The 14860-nt window shown below is 69.2% G+C and carries 7 protein-coding genes; 4 read left to right on the top strand and 3 right to left on the bottom strand.

The window, feature by feature from the left end; all coding sequences use genetic code 11:
- Window positions 1–2: 2 nt before the first annotated feature.
- The 3 genes from cobU to prsT form a co-directional block, all read right to left on the bottom strand.
- On the bottom strand, window positions 3–578 hold the full coding sequence (gene cobU / locus ACAM26_RS16680; protein WP_132229970.1) for a bifunctional adenosylcobinamide kinase/adenosylcobinamide-phosphate guanylyltransferase: 576 nt from the start codon (window positions 576–578) through the stop codon (window positions 3–5).
- The gene (metH, locus tag ACAM26_RS16675) at window positions 571–4332 is read right to left on the bottom strand and encodes a methionine synthase (RefSeq protein WP_369614161.1); all 3762 of its coding nucleotides are present in this window, start codon (window positions 4330–4332) and stop codon (window positions 571–573) included. Before metH ends, cobU begins: the two co-directional genes overlap by 8 nt.
- Before the next feature lie 640 nt (window positions 4333–4972).
- Window positions 4973–8740: an XrtA/PEP-CTERM system TPR-repeat protein PrsT gene (gene prsT, locus ACAM26_RS16670; RefSeq protein ID WP_369614160.1), complete on the bottom strand. Its 3768-nt coding sequence runs from the start codon at window positions 8738–8740 to the stop codon at window positions 4973–4975.
- A gap of 354 nt (window positions 8741–9094) precedes the next feature.
- Between prsT and ACAM26_RS16665 the strand changes: the two genes are divergently transcribed.
- The 4 genes from ACAM26_RS16665 (at window position 9095) to ACAM26_RS16650 (ending at window position 14674) form a co-directional block, all read left to right on the top strand.
- Window positions 9095–9973, top strand: coding sequence for a ThiF family adenylyltransferase (locus ACAM26_RS16665; protein WP_123141232.1), 879 nt, complete (start codon window positions 9095–9097; stop codon window positions 9971–9973).
- 41 nt (window positions 9974–10014) lie between these two features.
- A complete protein-coding gene (locus ACAM26_RS16660) occupies window positions 10015–12288 on the top strand; it encodes an RND family transporter (protein ID WP_369614159.1) in 2274 nt (757 codons plus the stop codon).
- Window positions 12289–12428: 140 nt separating this feature from the next.
- Complete coding sequence (locus tag ACAM26_RS16655; protein ID WP_369614158.1) at window positions 12429–13286, top strand: outer membrane lipoprotein-sorting protein; 858 nt, start codon at window positions 12429–12431, stop codon at window positions 13284–13286.
- Complete coding sequence (locus ACAM26_RS16650) at window positions 13283–14674, top strand: hypothetical protein (protein ID WP_369614157.1); 1392 nt, start codon at window positions 13283–13285, stop codon at window positions 14672–14674. The genes ACAM26_RS16655 and ACAM26_RS16650 overlap by 4 nt, the downstream gene beginning before the upstream one ends.
- The last annotated feature ends 186 nt before the right edge of the window (window positions 14675–14860 follow it).

Raw genomic sequence — 14860 nt, 5'->3', positions numbered from 1 at the left:
GATCAGTCGATGGGGATACCGAGTCGGGAGAGATCGACGGCATGTCCGGCGCTGACCAGATAGCTCGCCGCGCAGCGCGGCCCCAGCCGTCGGGTCAGGGCGCCGAGCCGATCGCGAAACAGCCGACCCTGCGGGTGCGCCGGGATCACGCCCCAGCCGGTCTCCTCGGCGACCAGGATCACCGGCGCGCGGGTACGCCCGAGCTGCTCGAGCAGACGCTCGACCTCGATCGCCCATTCGGCCTCGGCGGCCTCCAGCCAGTTGGCCACCCAGGTGCCGAGCGAGTCGACCAGCAGACAGTGACCGGTGCGGTCGTGCTCGGCCAGCGCCGCGACCAGCGCGGTCGGCGCCTCGCAGGTCAGCCACTCGGGCGGGCGGCGCACGCGGTGCGCCTCGATGCGCGCGCACCACTCGGCGTCCTCGGGGTCGAGCGCGGCGGTGGCGACATAGACCACCGTCAACCCGGAGTCACGCGCCAGACGCTCGGCCCACTCGCTCTTGCCGCTGCGCGCCGGACCGGTCACCAGGATGGCGCCGGTACGCGGCTCGATGCGATGATCGGGACGCATCTCAGGCATCGTAGCCCAGCACCGGCGAGAGCCAGCGCTCGGCCTCCGCGAGCGTCATGCCCTTGCGCACGGCATAGTCCTCGACCTGATCCTTCTGCACCCGGCCGATGCCGAAATAGCGCGACTCGGGGTGCGAGAAGTACCACCCCGAGACCGCCGCCGTCGGCCACATCGCATAGTTCTCGGTGAGGCTGAGATCGATGCGTCGCTCGGGTTCGAGCAGCTGCCACAGGGTGCCCTTCTCGGTGTGATCGGGGCAGGCGGCATAGCCCGGCGCCGGGCGGATACCGCGATAGCGCTCGGCGATCAGCGCGTCGTTGTCGAGGTCCTCATCCGGGGCATAGCCCCAGAAGCGGGTGCGCACCAACTGGTGCAGCCGCTCGGCGAAGGCCTCGGCGAGGCGGTCGGCCAACGCCTTGAGCATGATCGCGCTGTAGTCGTCGTGATCGGCCTCGAAGCGTTCGAGATGTGCATCGATGCCGTGCCCGGTGGAGACTGCGAAGGCGCCGAGATAGTCGGCTCGGCCCGAGTCGTGCGGGGCCAGATAGTCGCTCAGACAGAGATTCGGCTGGGTGCCATCCTGGGCGCGCAACATCTGCTGGCGCAGGTGATGGAGCACCACCTGCGGCTCGGCGCGCGCCTCGTCGGCGTAGAGCGCGATGTCGTCCTCGCCCCAGGCGTTGGCCGGGAAGAAGCCAAAGACGCAGCGCGCGCGCAACCAACGTTCGCGCACCAGCTGATCGAGGAAGGGCAACGCCTCGGCATAGAGCTCGCTCGCCTCCTTGCCGACGATCTCGTCCTCGAGGATCGCCGGGAACTTGCCGGCCAGCTCCCAGGCCTTGAAGAAGGGCGTCCAGTCGATGCAGCCGACCAGGTCGTCGAGCGGATAGTCCTCGATCACCGCGATCACCCCGTCGCCAACGCGCTCCAGACGCAGGTCGAGCCCCTCGGGGGCGGTGAACGCGGGATCGAGCAGCGCCGGGCGCGGCGGCTGGTAGTCCGCCCAGTCGAATCCCGCCCGGTTGGCGCGCGCCGCATCGATCGGCATCGCCTTGCGCGCCGTGCGCTTACCCTCGCGATCGGCACGCACCTTGGCGTATTCCTCGCGGATGCCGGCGATATAGCCGGCGCGCTGCCCCTCGCTGAGCAGGTTGGAGGCGACACCGACGGCGCGCGAGGCATCGGGGACATAGATCACCGGGGCCTCGCGCTGGGGCGCGATCTTGATCGCGGTATGGAGCTTGGAGGTGGTCGCGCCGCCGATCAGCAGCGGCATCTCCATGCCCTGACGCTCCAGTTCCTTGGCCACGTGCACCATCTCGTCGAGCGAGGGGGTGATCAGCCCCGACAGCCCGATGATGTCGACCCGCTCCTCGCGGGCGCGCTGGAGGATGGTCTCGGCCGGGACCATGACGCCGATGTCGATCACCTCGTAATTGTTGCACTGCAGCACCACGCCGACGATGTTCTTGCCGATGTCGTGCACGTCGCCCTTGACGGTGGCCATCAGGATGCGACCGTTGTGCTGCTCCTCGGCGCCGGAGGCGGCGCGCTCGGCCTCGAGGAAGGGGAACAGATAGGCCACCGCCTTCTTCATCACCCGCGCCGACTTGACCACCTGCGGCAGGAACATCTTGCCGGCACCGAACAGGTCGCCGACATGGTTCATGCCCGCCATCAGCGGTCCCTCGATGACGTGCAGCGGACGCCCCAGGGCCTGACGCGCCGCCTCGGTGTCCTCGTCGATGTACTCGGTGATGCCCTTGACCAGGGCATGCTCCAGGCGCTTCTCCACCGGCCAGCTACGCCACTCCTGATCCTGCTGGCGCGACTCGCCGCCACCGCCGCCGGCCTGATACTCGGGGGCGATGTCGAGCAGCCGCTCGGTGCCGTCGGCGCGCCGGTTGAGGATGACATCTTCGACCGCCTCGCGCAGCGCCTCGGGCAGGTCGTCGTAGATCGCCAGCTGACCGGCGTTGACGATGCCCATGTCCATGCCGGCGCGGATGGCGTGATAGAGGAAGACGGCGTGGATCGCCTCGCGCACCGGGTTGTTGCCGCGGAAGGAGAAGGAGACGTTGGACACGCCCCCGGAGATCTTGGCGTGCGGCAGGGTGCGCTTGATCTCGGCCACCGCCTCGATGAAGTCGACGGCGTAGTTGTCGTGTTCCTCGATGCCGGTGGCGACGGCAAAGATGTTGGGGTCGAAGATGATGTCCTCGGGCGGGAAGCCGACCTGCTCGGTGAGCAGCCGATAGGCGCGGGTACAGATCTCGACCTTGCGCGCACGGGTATCGGCCTGGCCGACCTCGTCGAAGGCCATCACCACCACCGCCGCGCCGTAGCGTCGACACAGCCGCGCCTGATGGAGGAACTTCTCCTCGCCTTCCTTGAGCGAGATCGAGTTGACGATCGGCTTGCCCTGAACGCACTTCAGCCCGGTCTCGATCACCTCCCACTTGGAGGAGTCGACCATCACCGGCACCCGGGCGATCTCGGGCTCGGCGGCGACCAGGTTGAGGAAGCGACGCATCGCCGCAACCGCATCGAGCAGCCCCTCGTCCATGTTGACGTCGATCACCTGAGCGCCGTTCTCGACCTGCTCGAGCGCGACGCTGAGCGCGGTGTCGTAGTCCTCTTCCTTGATCAGCCGGCGAAAGCGCGCCGAGCCGGTGACGTTGGTGCGCTCGCCGACGTTGACGAACAGCCCATCGGCGCCGATGTTGAGCGGTTCGAGCCCGGAGAGCCGACAGGCCGGGGCGATCTCGGGACACTGTCGCGGCGAGACCTCGGCGACCGCCGCGGCGATCGCGCGGATGTGATCCGGGGTGGTGCCGCAGCAGCCGCCGACGATGTTGAGAAAGCCGCTGCGCGCCCACTCCGAGACCTGCCCGGCCATGGTCTCGGGGTCGAGGTCGTAGCCGCCGAGTTCGTTGGGCAGCCCGGCGTTGGGATGGGCCGAGACGTGGCAGTCGGCGATCCGCGACAGCTCCTCGACATAGGGACGCAGCTCGCTCGGACCGAGCGCGCAGTTGAGCCCGATCGAGAGCGGCTCGGCGTGACGCAGCGAGTTGTAGAAGGCCTCGGTGGTCTGGCCGGTGAGGGTGCGCCCGGACTGGTCGGTGATGGTGCCCGAGAGCATGATCGGGCGCTCCACCCCGTCCTCGTCGAACACCTGACGCACGGCGAACACCGCGGCCTTGGCGTTGAGGGTGTCGAAGATGGTCTCGATCAGGATCAGGTCCGCCCCGCCCTCGATCAACCCGCGGGTGGACTCGGCATAGGCCGCCACCAGGGTGTCGAAGTCGATGTTGCGCTTGCCCGGATCGTTGACGTCGGGCGAGATCGAGGCGGTGCGGTTGGTCGGGCCGAGCACGCCGGCGACGAAGCGCGGACGCTCCGGGGTCGAACAGGCATCGGCGGCGACGCGGGCCAGTCGCGCCGCCTCCACATTGATCTCGCGGGCGAGCGCCTCCATGCCGTAGTCGGCCATCGCCACCGAGGTGGCGTTGAAGGTGTTGGTCTCGATGATGTCGGCGCCGGCTTCGAGATAGTCGCGATGGATGCCGACGATGACCTCGGGCTGGGTGAGCACCAGCAGGTCGTTGTTACCCTTGAGGTCGCAGGACCAGTCGGCGAAGCGCTCGCCACGATAGTCGGCCTCGGTCAGACCATGACGCTGGATCATGGTGCCCATGGCGCCATCGAGGATCAGGATCGAGCGTTCGAGACGCTCACGGATGAGGGCATTGGAGTCAGTCATGGGTGCTCGCGGATGTTCAGTGGCAACGCGCGCCGGATCGTCGCGTGTCCCGGCGCTCACGGCAGACGCACCGAACCCGTACACGACGCCGCGCAGACGTCCGCTCTGTGGCTGTCCATCCCGGACCTGCGGACCGCTCCATCCGCATCCGGGATGAAGGCCCATTCGGTGCGGAGACCGTCGATGAGGAGACCGGCGCGCCGCACGGCACCGGGCGAGTCAGTGAAGACCCAAGGGGTCCGGGACACTCGTAGGTAAGTTTCGGACGATAACAGAAAACGGGATCGAGTTCCGCATCCAAGGGCCAAGCGCCGTCATCGCCCCGCGTTGGAATCACTCCAGCCGAAAAGACCCGCCCCTGCTCATCTGTCGTACGGTTGACGGTGAGCGTTGGGATAGCGTGCCCGCACGTTGTCGAACACATCTGCGTCGTCTTCGGCGAGCAGCGTCAGATGATGTGCATTGATGAAGGATTTCCCCATCTCGCCGCAACCGAAGGGGGCCGACTGGCCGCAATCATCGCAGACTCCAATAACCCACCGCGCTTGGCTGTTCGGGCAGCATCGGGACAGGCCGATAGCGCGCGGTCAATATCGAGACCTGCGTGTGTTCCGGCCGCGCATCATCGGCACACTGTCGATCAACCTTCATCCTGGCGCTGATCTACTCTGCCATCGAGCTGGCGCAACAACGCCTCGGCCTGCCCGCGCTCGGCGAAGTCCTCGGTCCCTCGCAGCAGCGACTGGAGCAACACCCGTGCCTTGGCGTCCTCGCCAGCGGCGTGGAGGATGCGCGCCTTGTGGAACTGCATGGTGACATTGCCCGGCGCGACGGCGAGCGCCTGGTCGATCAGGGTGCGTGCTTCCTCGATCTCACCGGCGCCGAGCAGCACCATCGCCAGGGTATCGGTGATGCTGGGCACGGACGGGGCGAGACCGTGGGCGCGCCGGGCGAGATCGATCGCACGCGCCGGATCGCGCTCACGCAGCAGCCAGGCGAGATTGTTGAGCGCGATCAGGTTCTCGGGCTGGGTCTCGAGCACCTGCTCGAACTGCTCGGTCGCCGCATCGGGCTGGTCGAGCTGATCGAGATAGAGCTGGGCGAGCGCGAAGCGGGTCTCGATATCCTCCGGGTTGCCGTCGAGCCATTGGGTCATCTCGGCTGCGGCGGTCTCGGGCTCGCCTGCGGCCAGCTGCGCCTGGGTCAGGCGTCGCAGATTGAGCCCCGAGGGCGCCTCCTCGAGCAGCGTACGAAAGCGTGACTGGGCCTCCTCGACCTCGCCCTGACGCAGCGCCAGACGACCCTCGAGGGCGAGCACATCGGGGTGCTCGGCACCGACGACCTCACGCAATGCGGCGATGCGCGCGACGGCCTCGTCGACCTCGCCCTGGACGATCGCGTACTGCGCCAGACCACTGAGCGCCGGCACCGACTCGGGGTCGAGCGCGAGCGCCGACTCGAACGCCCGCGCCATCCGTTGCGGGCGCTCCAGCCCGGCCTCGGCGAAGGCGAGCGCGACGAAGGACTTGGCCGTCGGCACCAGCTCGGTGAGACGCAGCAGGGTGTCGCGCGCGGCCTGATAGCGCTTGAGCGCAAGCTCGGCCTCGCCGCTCAGTGCGAGCAGGTTGAGGTCCTCGGGGTGATCCGCGCGCACCGGTTCGAGCACCGCGAGCACGCGGGCCGGATCACCGGCGCGCAGATGGAAGGCGGCGAGATAGAGCCGCGGCTGCAGCGCGCTCTGATTGAGCGCCACTGCGGCCTCGAGATAGGCCTCGGTGGCCACGCGATCGTCACGCTGCAGCGCCACCTGCGCCAGCCCGACCAGCGGCGCGATTGCCTCGGGGTGGGCCTGGTGCGCGGCCTCGTAGAGCCTCTGCGCCGCAGCCGGATCACCGGCCTCGAGCGCCAGCTCGGCCAGGCCGCTGCTCGCCGCGACATTGGCCGGATCGAGTTCGAGCGCGCGCCGCCAGGCGCTCGTCGCCTCGTCGTCACGCTCCATGCGTCGCAGCACCTGACCGACCAGCACATGACCTCGTGCCGCCTCGGGGCGACGCGCGCGCAGCGCTTCGGCCGCTTCCAGCGCAGCGTCGGGGTCGCCGGCGCGCAGCTGACCGAGCACCAGCTGCTCTGCGGCCCCCCACAGCGCACCGCCCGGCACGGGCGCAACATCGGCACTCTCGAGCAGGCGCTCGAAGGCCGCCGCCGCAGCGGCGCGATTGCCTTGCAGCTGCGCCAACCGGCCGGCGATCAGCAGCACCTCGGGGTGATCGTCGCCGAGACGCGACGCCAGGACCCGCAGCCAGCGCTGGGCCGTCTCCTGATCACGCTCGGCGAGCGCCAGCCGCGCCAACCCACGCAGCGCGGGGACGAAGCCCTCGTCGATCCGCTGCGCCCGCTCCAGCGCCTCGCCGGCGGCCTCGAGATCACCGAGACCGAGACGCGCCGAGGCCAGCGAGACCAGCACCCTGGGATCCTGCGGGGTCAGGCGGGCGAGTCGTGCGAGCGTCGAGGCGGCATCGCCATAGCGCTGCAACGCCAGCTCGGCATCGGCCACCAGGCCGAGCAGCAGGGCATTGTCCGGGAAGGCATCCAACGCCTCGGTGGCGGTACGCAGCGCCTGCTCGGGGGCATCGGTGCGCAGCTGATAGGCGGCGCGATAGAGCTGCGGCTCGAGTGCCTCGGGATCGGCCGCGCGGGCGCGGCGCAGATAAGCGTCGGCGCCAGCCAGGTCGTCCTGCGAGACGGCGATCCTGGCCAACGCGATCAGCAACGGCACGCTGTCGGGGTGATGTTCGAGCCCGCGTTCGAGTTCGGCGCGCGCACCATCCATGTCACCGCTACCGAGACGGATCACCGCCAATCCGCTGAGCGCGGCGAGACTGCCGGGATCGCGCTCCAACGCGGCGTTGAACACCTCGGCAGCGGCCTCGGGCTCCTGGCGGCGCAGATGCACCGCACCGAGCAGCGCCAGCGCACGCACCGAATCGGGTGCCCGGTCACGATAGGCGCGCGCGGCCTCGAGTGCACTGTCGAGGTCGCCGCTGCGCAGCTGCCCGATGATCAGTTGCTCGCTCGCGCCCTCGAAGTCCGGCGCCTGTTCGAGTGCATCCTGCAGCGCGCGCACGCCCTCCTCGGCATCGCCCTGATCGAGCAGCGCCGCACCGAGGCGTGCGCTGACGGTCGCCGACTCGGGAATCTCGGCCTTGACCCGGCGCAGATAGCCGATGCCCTCGTCGCGCTTGCCCTGACGCATCAGCGCCGAGGCCAGCAGATCCATGGTGGGCAGATCGTCGGGGGCCTGTTCGAGGATGCGCCGCGCCTGCCCCTCGGCCTCGGCGACATCGCCGGCCTGGAGCAGCGCAGTCGCCAGCAGGCGGCGTGCGGCAAGGTCATCGGGACGTTCGGAGACGGCGCGCTGGAGATGGATCAGCGCCAGCTCGGGCTCGCCCAGGGCGAGTCGGGTGGCGCCGGCGAGATAGAGCGCGGGGCCGAATTCGGGGCTGTCACCGAGGGCGGCATCGAGCGACTCGATCGCCGCGGAAAAGTCCTGCCGGCTGTAGTGCAGCATGCCCTGGGCATAGTCGACCAGGACGCTGTCCTTGATCACCCGGCGCAGGCGATCGATATCCTGCTGCGCCTCGTCGAACTTGCCGGCCTGGATGCGCACATAGGTCCGGCCGAGTTGCGCCCTGACCTGCTCGGTGGGCGACTTCATCGCCTTGCCATAAGCCGCCTCGGCGCCGGCAAGGTCGTCTTCAGTCCGCGCGATATCGGCCAGCAGCGCCCATGCGCCGCCGACAACCGCCTGATCGTCGGCCGCGACCGCCCGCTCGGCCAAGGCGCGGGCATCGGCCATCCTGGCGGAATTGAAATGGACTTTGGCCATCGCCAACTGTGCACGAAACGACGTATCATCGGCTTGCAGCGCAGCCACTGCCTCACGCTCGGCGCGCTCGCCGTCACCCTCTCGCAAGGCGGCTTCCGACTTGATGGCCAAGATTTCAGCACGCAGCGCATCGCTGGCTTGCTCAGGGACGGAAAGCGCATCGAGGCGCGCCAGCTCGCCCTGGATCAACCAGGCCCGCGCCAGCCAGGGCTGCAGCGCCAACGGCTCGGCACCGAGCCGCTGCGCGCGCTCGAACTCCTGCTCGGCGGCGACCGCGTCCCCCAGCCTCAGGAAGGCGCGCCCCAGCAACACCCGCGCCTCGGCGTTCTGCGGCTCGGCCTGCAACAGGTTCTTGAAGGCGATGACGGCGGCGCGCCACTCACCCTCGGCGAGCGCACTCTGGCCTTCGCTCATCAGCTCGCCGGGATCGCCGGTCGAGCGCCCGGCCTCGCAGCCGCTCCCCAACGGGGCCAGAACCACGGCAACCAGCCACCACTTGCGCAACACCGTCAAGCTCGTCATCGTTCTCCCCTCAACGACCGATTCAATGGATGGACAGCAGCCGTCCGCCCCGTCGTCCGTCTTTGCCGAGTGCGTGGACGGACGCAAGAACACGCGATGGATACCCCGCAAGGCCCGAGCGATCATGCCGGATCGTGGACGCAAACTCAACGCGCCCCCGTCTCCGCTGAGCAACGGCCACGACGACGGCCATCGCCGCACAGCTTCGGCCTTCCGGCAACACCCGGAAGCCAGGCGACGCGGTGAACCGTGGCGACCCCGGGTGATGGGAATGAACTCAGACGCCGCGCATTGCCAACACCGTGTGCATGTAACCTACTGCGCGCGCCCTGAGTCACCATATCCGAGATCGTCATGCCCTTACACAGATTCGACTTCGAGACCGCGTTCAGCCGCAACATCGGCTGGCTGACCCGACAGGAACAGCAGGACCTGCGCCAGCGGCGCGTAGCCATCGCCGGACTCGGCGGCGTCGGCGGCAGTCACCTGATGACCCTCACCCGGCTCGGGCTGGGCGCCTTCAGCATCTCCGACTTCGACACCTTCGGTCTGGTCAACTTCAATCGTCAGGCCGGCGCCTCGCTGCGCTCGATCGACCGCCCCAAGATCGAGGTGGTCTCGGAGATGGCGCGCGACGTCAACCCTGAACTGGAGATCCGGGCCTTCCCCGACGGGATCAAGGCCGCCAACGTCGACGCCTTTCTCGAGGACGTCGACATCTATGTCGACGGGCTCGACTACTTCGCCGTCGAGGCGCGCCGGCTGGTATTCGCCGCCTGCGCGCGCAAATCGATCCCGGCGGTCACCGCCGCGCCGCTCGGCATGGGCGCTGCGGTGCTGGTGTTCGTGCCGGGCGGGATGGGCTTCGAGGACTACTTCCAGCTCGAGGGCAGGAGCGAGGACGAGCAGCTGATCCGCTTCCTCCTCGGGCTGTCGCCGGCGATGCTCCAGCGCAGCTATCTGGTCGCACCCGAGGCGGTCGACTTCGACCAACACCTCGGCCCCTCGACGCCGATGGCCTGCGAGCTCTGCGCCGGGATCGCCGCGACCCAGGTCCTCAAGCTGCTCACCGGGCGTGGCCGGGTGATCGCCGCACCGCGGGCATTGCACTTCGACGCCTATCGCAACAAGCTCAGCGTCACCTGGCGTCCCGGCGGCAATCGCAACCCGCTGCAGCGCATCGGTCTGGCAATCGCCAGACACCAGCTCAAGCGCATGCGCGAGACGAGCTGAGCGCCGGACAATCACCCTCGACCAAGGACAAGGACCCTGGCATGACAGTCCCACGCCTCCCCGGGGCGCTCGCACTCGCGCTGCTGCTGTTGCTCGGCGCGCTCTCGGGCGCCCTGTTACCCAGACTCCATCTCGACAACGCCCCCGAGGCCTACTTCCCGGGTGACGCCCCGGCGGTACGCTTCGAGTCGGCGCTGCGCGCGGACTTCCCCCCGGATCAGGTGCTGATCGCACTGTTCGAGGGCGAGGACCTGTTCAGCGACGCCTTCCTCCAGCCCTTCTTCGGGCTGATCGAGGACATCGAGCGCAACCCCAGGGTCGAGCGGGTGCTGGCGGTGGCCGGTGTCGACCACATCAGCGGCACCGCCGAGGGCTTCGTCGTCGAGCCACTGCTCGATGCCGAGATCGCCGCCGCACTCACCCCCGCCGAGCGCCGCCAACGGGTGCTCGACGATCGCCTCGCCGCCTCCTACCTGGTCGCCGACGACGGCCGGGCCATGGCGCTGATCGTGCGCCCGCTCGAACTCAGCGACAGCCTGCAGCGTCTCGCGCTCGAACAGGACACCCGCGCGGCCATCGCCGCGGCCGGACTGGAGGGACGGCTGACGGCCATCGCCGGACAGGTGGCGCTCGACGTCGCGCAGCTGCGCGCGATGATCCACGACACCCTGATCTTCGTACCGGCAACCATGGGGTTCGGCCTGCTGATCATCTGGCTGATGTTCAGGCGGGTGCTGGCGGTGGCGGTCAGCGCCCTGGTGATCGCGGTGGTGGTCAACCTCACCGTCGCCCTGCTGGTGCTCGCCGGCAAGCCCTACACCCTGGTCTCGGCCCTCCTGCCGCCGCTGATGTCGGCGCTGACCATCGCCTCGCTGATCCATTGGCTCAACGCCCTGGCCCAGGCATCGCGTCACGGACTCTCCGGGCAGGCGCGCATCGACTGGGCGCGACGCCGGGTCGCCCGCCCCACCCTGTTCACCGCCTTGACCACCGCCGCCGGGCTGGCCTCGCTCGGTTTCAGCCCGATCCAGCCGATCGCCGCCTTCGGGCTGGTCGCAGCAGCGGGGATGCTCGCACAGTGCGCGATCGTGATCGGGTTGGTGCCGCCGATCTTCGCGCGCTGGGACCGTGGCGCGTGGCAAACCCGCCGGACACTGCGACCGCTCGACCACGCGGTCGGACGGCTGCGCCATCTCGGCATGCGTCACGCCGGTTGGGTGCTCGCCGTCACCGCCCTGGTACTGGCGTTGGGGGTACCGCAGATCTGGCGCATCCATACCGAGACCGACATGCTGCGCTTCTTCACCCCGGCGCACCCCATCACCCAGGCCAACACCCGCATCCAGGAGCGCCTGATCGGCACCACCACCCTGGAGCTGGTGTTCGACGCCGGCGCGCGCGACGCGCTCAAGCGCCCCGAGCGCCTGGCGCTGATCGACACCGTGCAGGGATGGCTCGAGGACCAGCCCGAGGTCGGCCATACCCTGTCGATGGTCGACCTGATCGAGGAGATGCACTGGGGCTTCCACGACGAACGGGCCGACTACCGCACCCTGCCCCGCGATCCCCGGCTGATCGCCCAGTATCTCTTCATCTACGACGGCACCGACCTCTACGAGCTGGTCGATCGCGAGTTCGCGCGCACCCGGCTGACGCTCAATCTCGACATCCGTGGCGCGCGCGCGATCAACGCCTTCATCGCGCGGGTCGAGACGCGGCTCGCGGAACTCGACCTGCAGGGCATGGAGGTGCAGGTGGCCGGGTTCGGCAGGCTGTTCGCCGATCAGGAGCGGCTGCTCATCGACGGCCAGATCCGCGGACTGGCCGCCGCCGTGGTGCTGATCTCGCTGTTCATGCTGGCGATGTGGCGCCGCCCCGGCGACGCCGCACTGTGCATGGTGCCGAACCTCGCGCCGATCCTGCTGATCTTCATCGCCATGGGGGTGCTCGGGATCTGGCTCGATATGGCCACCGCGATGATCGCCAGCGTTACCGCCGGCATCGCCATCGACGACACCATCCATCTCTTCCACGCCTACCGTCGCAACCTCGCCGCCCACGGCTCGCGGGTCTGGGCGCTGGCCCGCGCCTATCAGCACAGCGGTCGTGCGGTAGTCGCCACCACGCTGATCCTGTGCGGCCAGTTCCTGCTGCTCGGCAGCTCCGAGTTCGTGCCGACGCGCGAGTTCGGCCTGCTCACCGCCGTCGGTCTGCTCACCGCGCTGATCTTCGATCTGCTGCTCTTCCCGGCGTTGCTGATGGCCGTCGGACGAGCGCGCGCGCGGCGCGCGCGAGCGGACTGGACAGGTCGGTGAAATCGCACCAGACTTTGGCGCAATGTCAGTGGGGCGCGAACCGGATGCGCGAGCACCGCCAACGCGCCCCACTGACCCCCCCAAGCGCCGCGCCGGGCCTTGCGGACCGCCGCGCCACCGAGCCTGAAGCGAGGAAGCCCATGTCGAGTCCATCGCCCCGCCCCCAGCGGACATCACGACGGCTCACGCCGCCACGAACGCATCACTGGACAACGGCGCTCGCGCTGCTGCTCGCCTGCGCCCTGCTCACCCCGGTGCACGCCGATCCCAAGGGGGAGCGCCTCGCCCAGCAGGTCTACGACCGCCCCGACGGGCGCGACCTCACCACCCGCGGCACCATGGTGCTGCAGGAGCGCGGCCACGCCCCGCGCACCCGCGAGATGTTCATCTACCGTCGCGACCAGGGGGGCGGCGAGGTCTCCACCCTGATCCGCTTCACCGCGCCGGGCGACATCGCCGACACCGGGCTGCTGACCATCGACCATGCCGCCGGCGAGAGCGACCAGTGGGTCTATCTGCCCGCGCTCGGCAAGCCCAGACGCATCCCCGCCGCCCGCCAGGGCGGGCGCTTCGTCGGCTCGGACCTGTTCTACGAGGACCTGCGCGATCGCCGCGTCGCCCTCGACGAACACCGCTGGCTGCGCCAGGAGACCTACGAGGGGGTGCGCACCGAGGTGCTCGAGAGCACCCCGGTCGATCCGGGCAACTCGGTCTACGGCAAGCGGCTGAGCTGGATCCACCCCGAGGCGCTGGTGGCGCTGCGTATCGACTTCTTCCGTCCCGGCCAGAACCAGCCCTTCAAGCGCTTCACCGCCCGCCGACTCGAGCGCATCCAGGGCTACTGGACGGTGACCGACAGCCTCATGACCGATCTCGACAGCGGCCACCAGACGCGGATGACCAGCACCCTCACCCGCTATGACCGCGGACTCGACCCGGTGCTGTTCTCGCGCCGCGCGCTCGAGGACCCGGTATTCGAGTCCAGGTTCCGGCCATGAGCGCACGCGCCCTCGCACCGCTGCTGCTCGCACTCGCCGCAGCCCCCATCCAGGCGCAGGAGGTGCTGATCATCGGCACGCCCGAGACGCCGGCAGCGGTGCTGCCCGAGCCGACGGCGCCGATCGAGCGACACACGTTGGAACTCGGCATCGACCGACTGTGGACCGAGTTCGGCGCCTTCACCGAGGGCGAGGCGCGCGCGGCCACCAGCGCCCACTTCACCGGGGTGGTCGCCGCCGCGTGGCGCCCGGCGCCGGCCTGGGAGCTGCGCGCGGCACTACGCCTCGATGGCGACGCCCAGTCCGGCGCCGACCGCTTGCGCGCGCTCGCGCTCGACTACGACGAGAGCTATCTGCGCTACCGCAACCCGCAGCGACGCGTCACCCTCGGCGCCCAGACCGTGCTCTGGGGGCGGGTCGACGAGATCCCGCCGACCGACCGGCTCTCGGTGCAGGACATCAGCCGCTTTGCCATCGACGAACTCGACGACCGCCGCCGCGCCGTGCCGCTGCTGCGCTGGGAGGAGTTCGGCACCGATCACAAGCTCGACCTGGTGGTGATCCCGGCATTCCGTCCCGCCGAGCTGCCCGACGACGACAGCGTCTGGTACCCGGTCGACCGTGACCAGGGGCGGCTGCTGGGGATCCGCTCCGATCCACTGCTCGCGGCCCTGGTGCGCGGCGCCAGCACGGGCGACGATCGCCCCGGCGGCGCCGGCGCCGGTCTGCGCTTCAGCCACAGCCTCAGCGGTCTCGACTACGCACTCACCGTGCAGCACACCCGTCACTCACTGCCCTACTACGAACTCGACCCGGCGGTGCGGCGTGCGCTGCTCGACGGCGCCGATGTCGCCAGCGCGCTCGCCGCCGGCGGCGAGCGCCCGACCTTCCTCGGGCGTCACCCCTACACCACCATCCTCGGCGGAGACCTCGGGGTGGTGGTCGGCGGCGCCACGCTGCGGCTCGAGGCCGCCTGGCTCAGCGATGTCCCGGTGACCACCCGCGACCTGCGTCTCGACACCGTCGCCGGGCTCGACTGGGTGGCCGGCATCGAGTTCTATCCGGGCGACGCCGACACCCGCATCAACCTGCAGCTGGCCGGGCGGCACCTGCTCGACGCGCCGCCGGTGATCGACTGGGTCGACACCCTGAGCCTCAACGGCCAGCTCGAGAGCGAGTGGGGCCAGGGTCGCTGGCGCGGTCGGCTGCGTTTCGCCGCCGGACTCAACCGCCACGACCTCTATCTCAACCCCGAGATCGCCTATATCGCCCGCGAGCCCCACGAGTTCTATCTCGGGGCGCACTACTTCGACGGCGAGGACGGCACCTTCGGCGACTTCTATGCCGACGACACCCTCATCGCCACCGGCTGGCGGGTGCGTTACTGACCCCCGAAACGCCCTGCACAGGAGTGTCGGCAGACTTTACAACCCGCCCCTCACATGCCTGCATAAACCCAAGCAAAATTCTCAAGTAACTGAAAAATAATAACAAAAAAACCTGGCCCAACATCTGCATACAACTCCAGCGAGGGCCGCGTGACTCCGGCAAAGGAAGCTGCCGACGACGCCCCG

This window comes from Marichromatium sp. PS1, from assembly GCF_041155115.1.
Lineage (GTDB): Bacteria > Pseudomonadota > Gammaproteobacteria > Chromatiales > Chromatiaceae > Marichromatium > Marichromatium gracile.
Note: the sequence above shows the minus strand (reverse complement) of the source record. Positions and strands in the feature narration are given on the sequence as shown.

Bases quoted from the DNA above. Each gene is read 5' to 3' on its own strand.
- cobU (WP_132229970.1), bottom strand. From the start codon at position 578: ATGCCTGAGATGCGTCCCGATCATCGCATCGAGCCGCGTACCGGCGCC.
- metH (WP_369614161.1), bottom strand. From the start codon at position 4,332: ATGACTGACTCCAATGCCCTCATCCGTGAGCGTCTCGAACGCTCGATC.
- prsT (WP_369614160.1), bottom strand. From the start codon at position 8,740: ATGACGAGCTTGACGGTGTTGCGCAAGTGGTGGCTGGTTGCCGTGGTT.
- ACAM26_RS16665 (WP_123141232.1), top strand. From the start codon at position 9,095: ATGCCCTTACACAGATTCGACTTCGAGACCGCGTTCAGCCGCAACATC.
- ACAM26_RS16660 (WP_369614159.1), top strand. From the start codon at position 10,015: ATGACAGTCCCACGCCTCCCCGGGGCGCTCGCACTCGCGCTGCTGCTG.
- ACAM26_RS16655 (WP_369614158.1), top strand. From the start codon at position 12,429: ATGTCGAGTCCATCGCCCCGCCCCCAGCGGACATCACGACGGCTCACG.
- ACAM26_RS16650 (WP_369614157.1), top strand. From the start codon at position 13,283: ATGAGCGCACGCGCCCTCGCACCGCTGCTGCTCGCACTCGCCGCAGCC.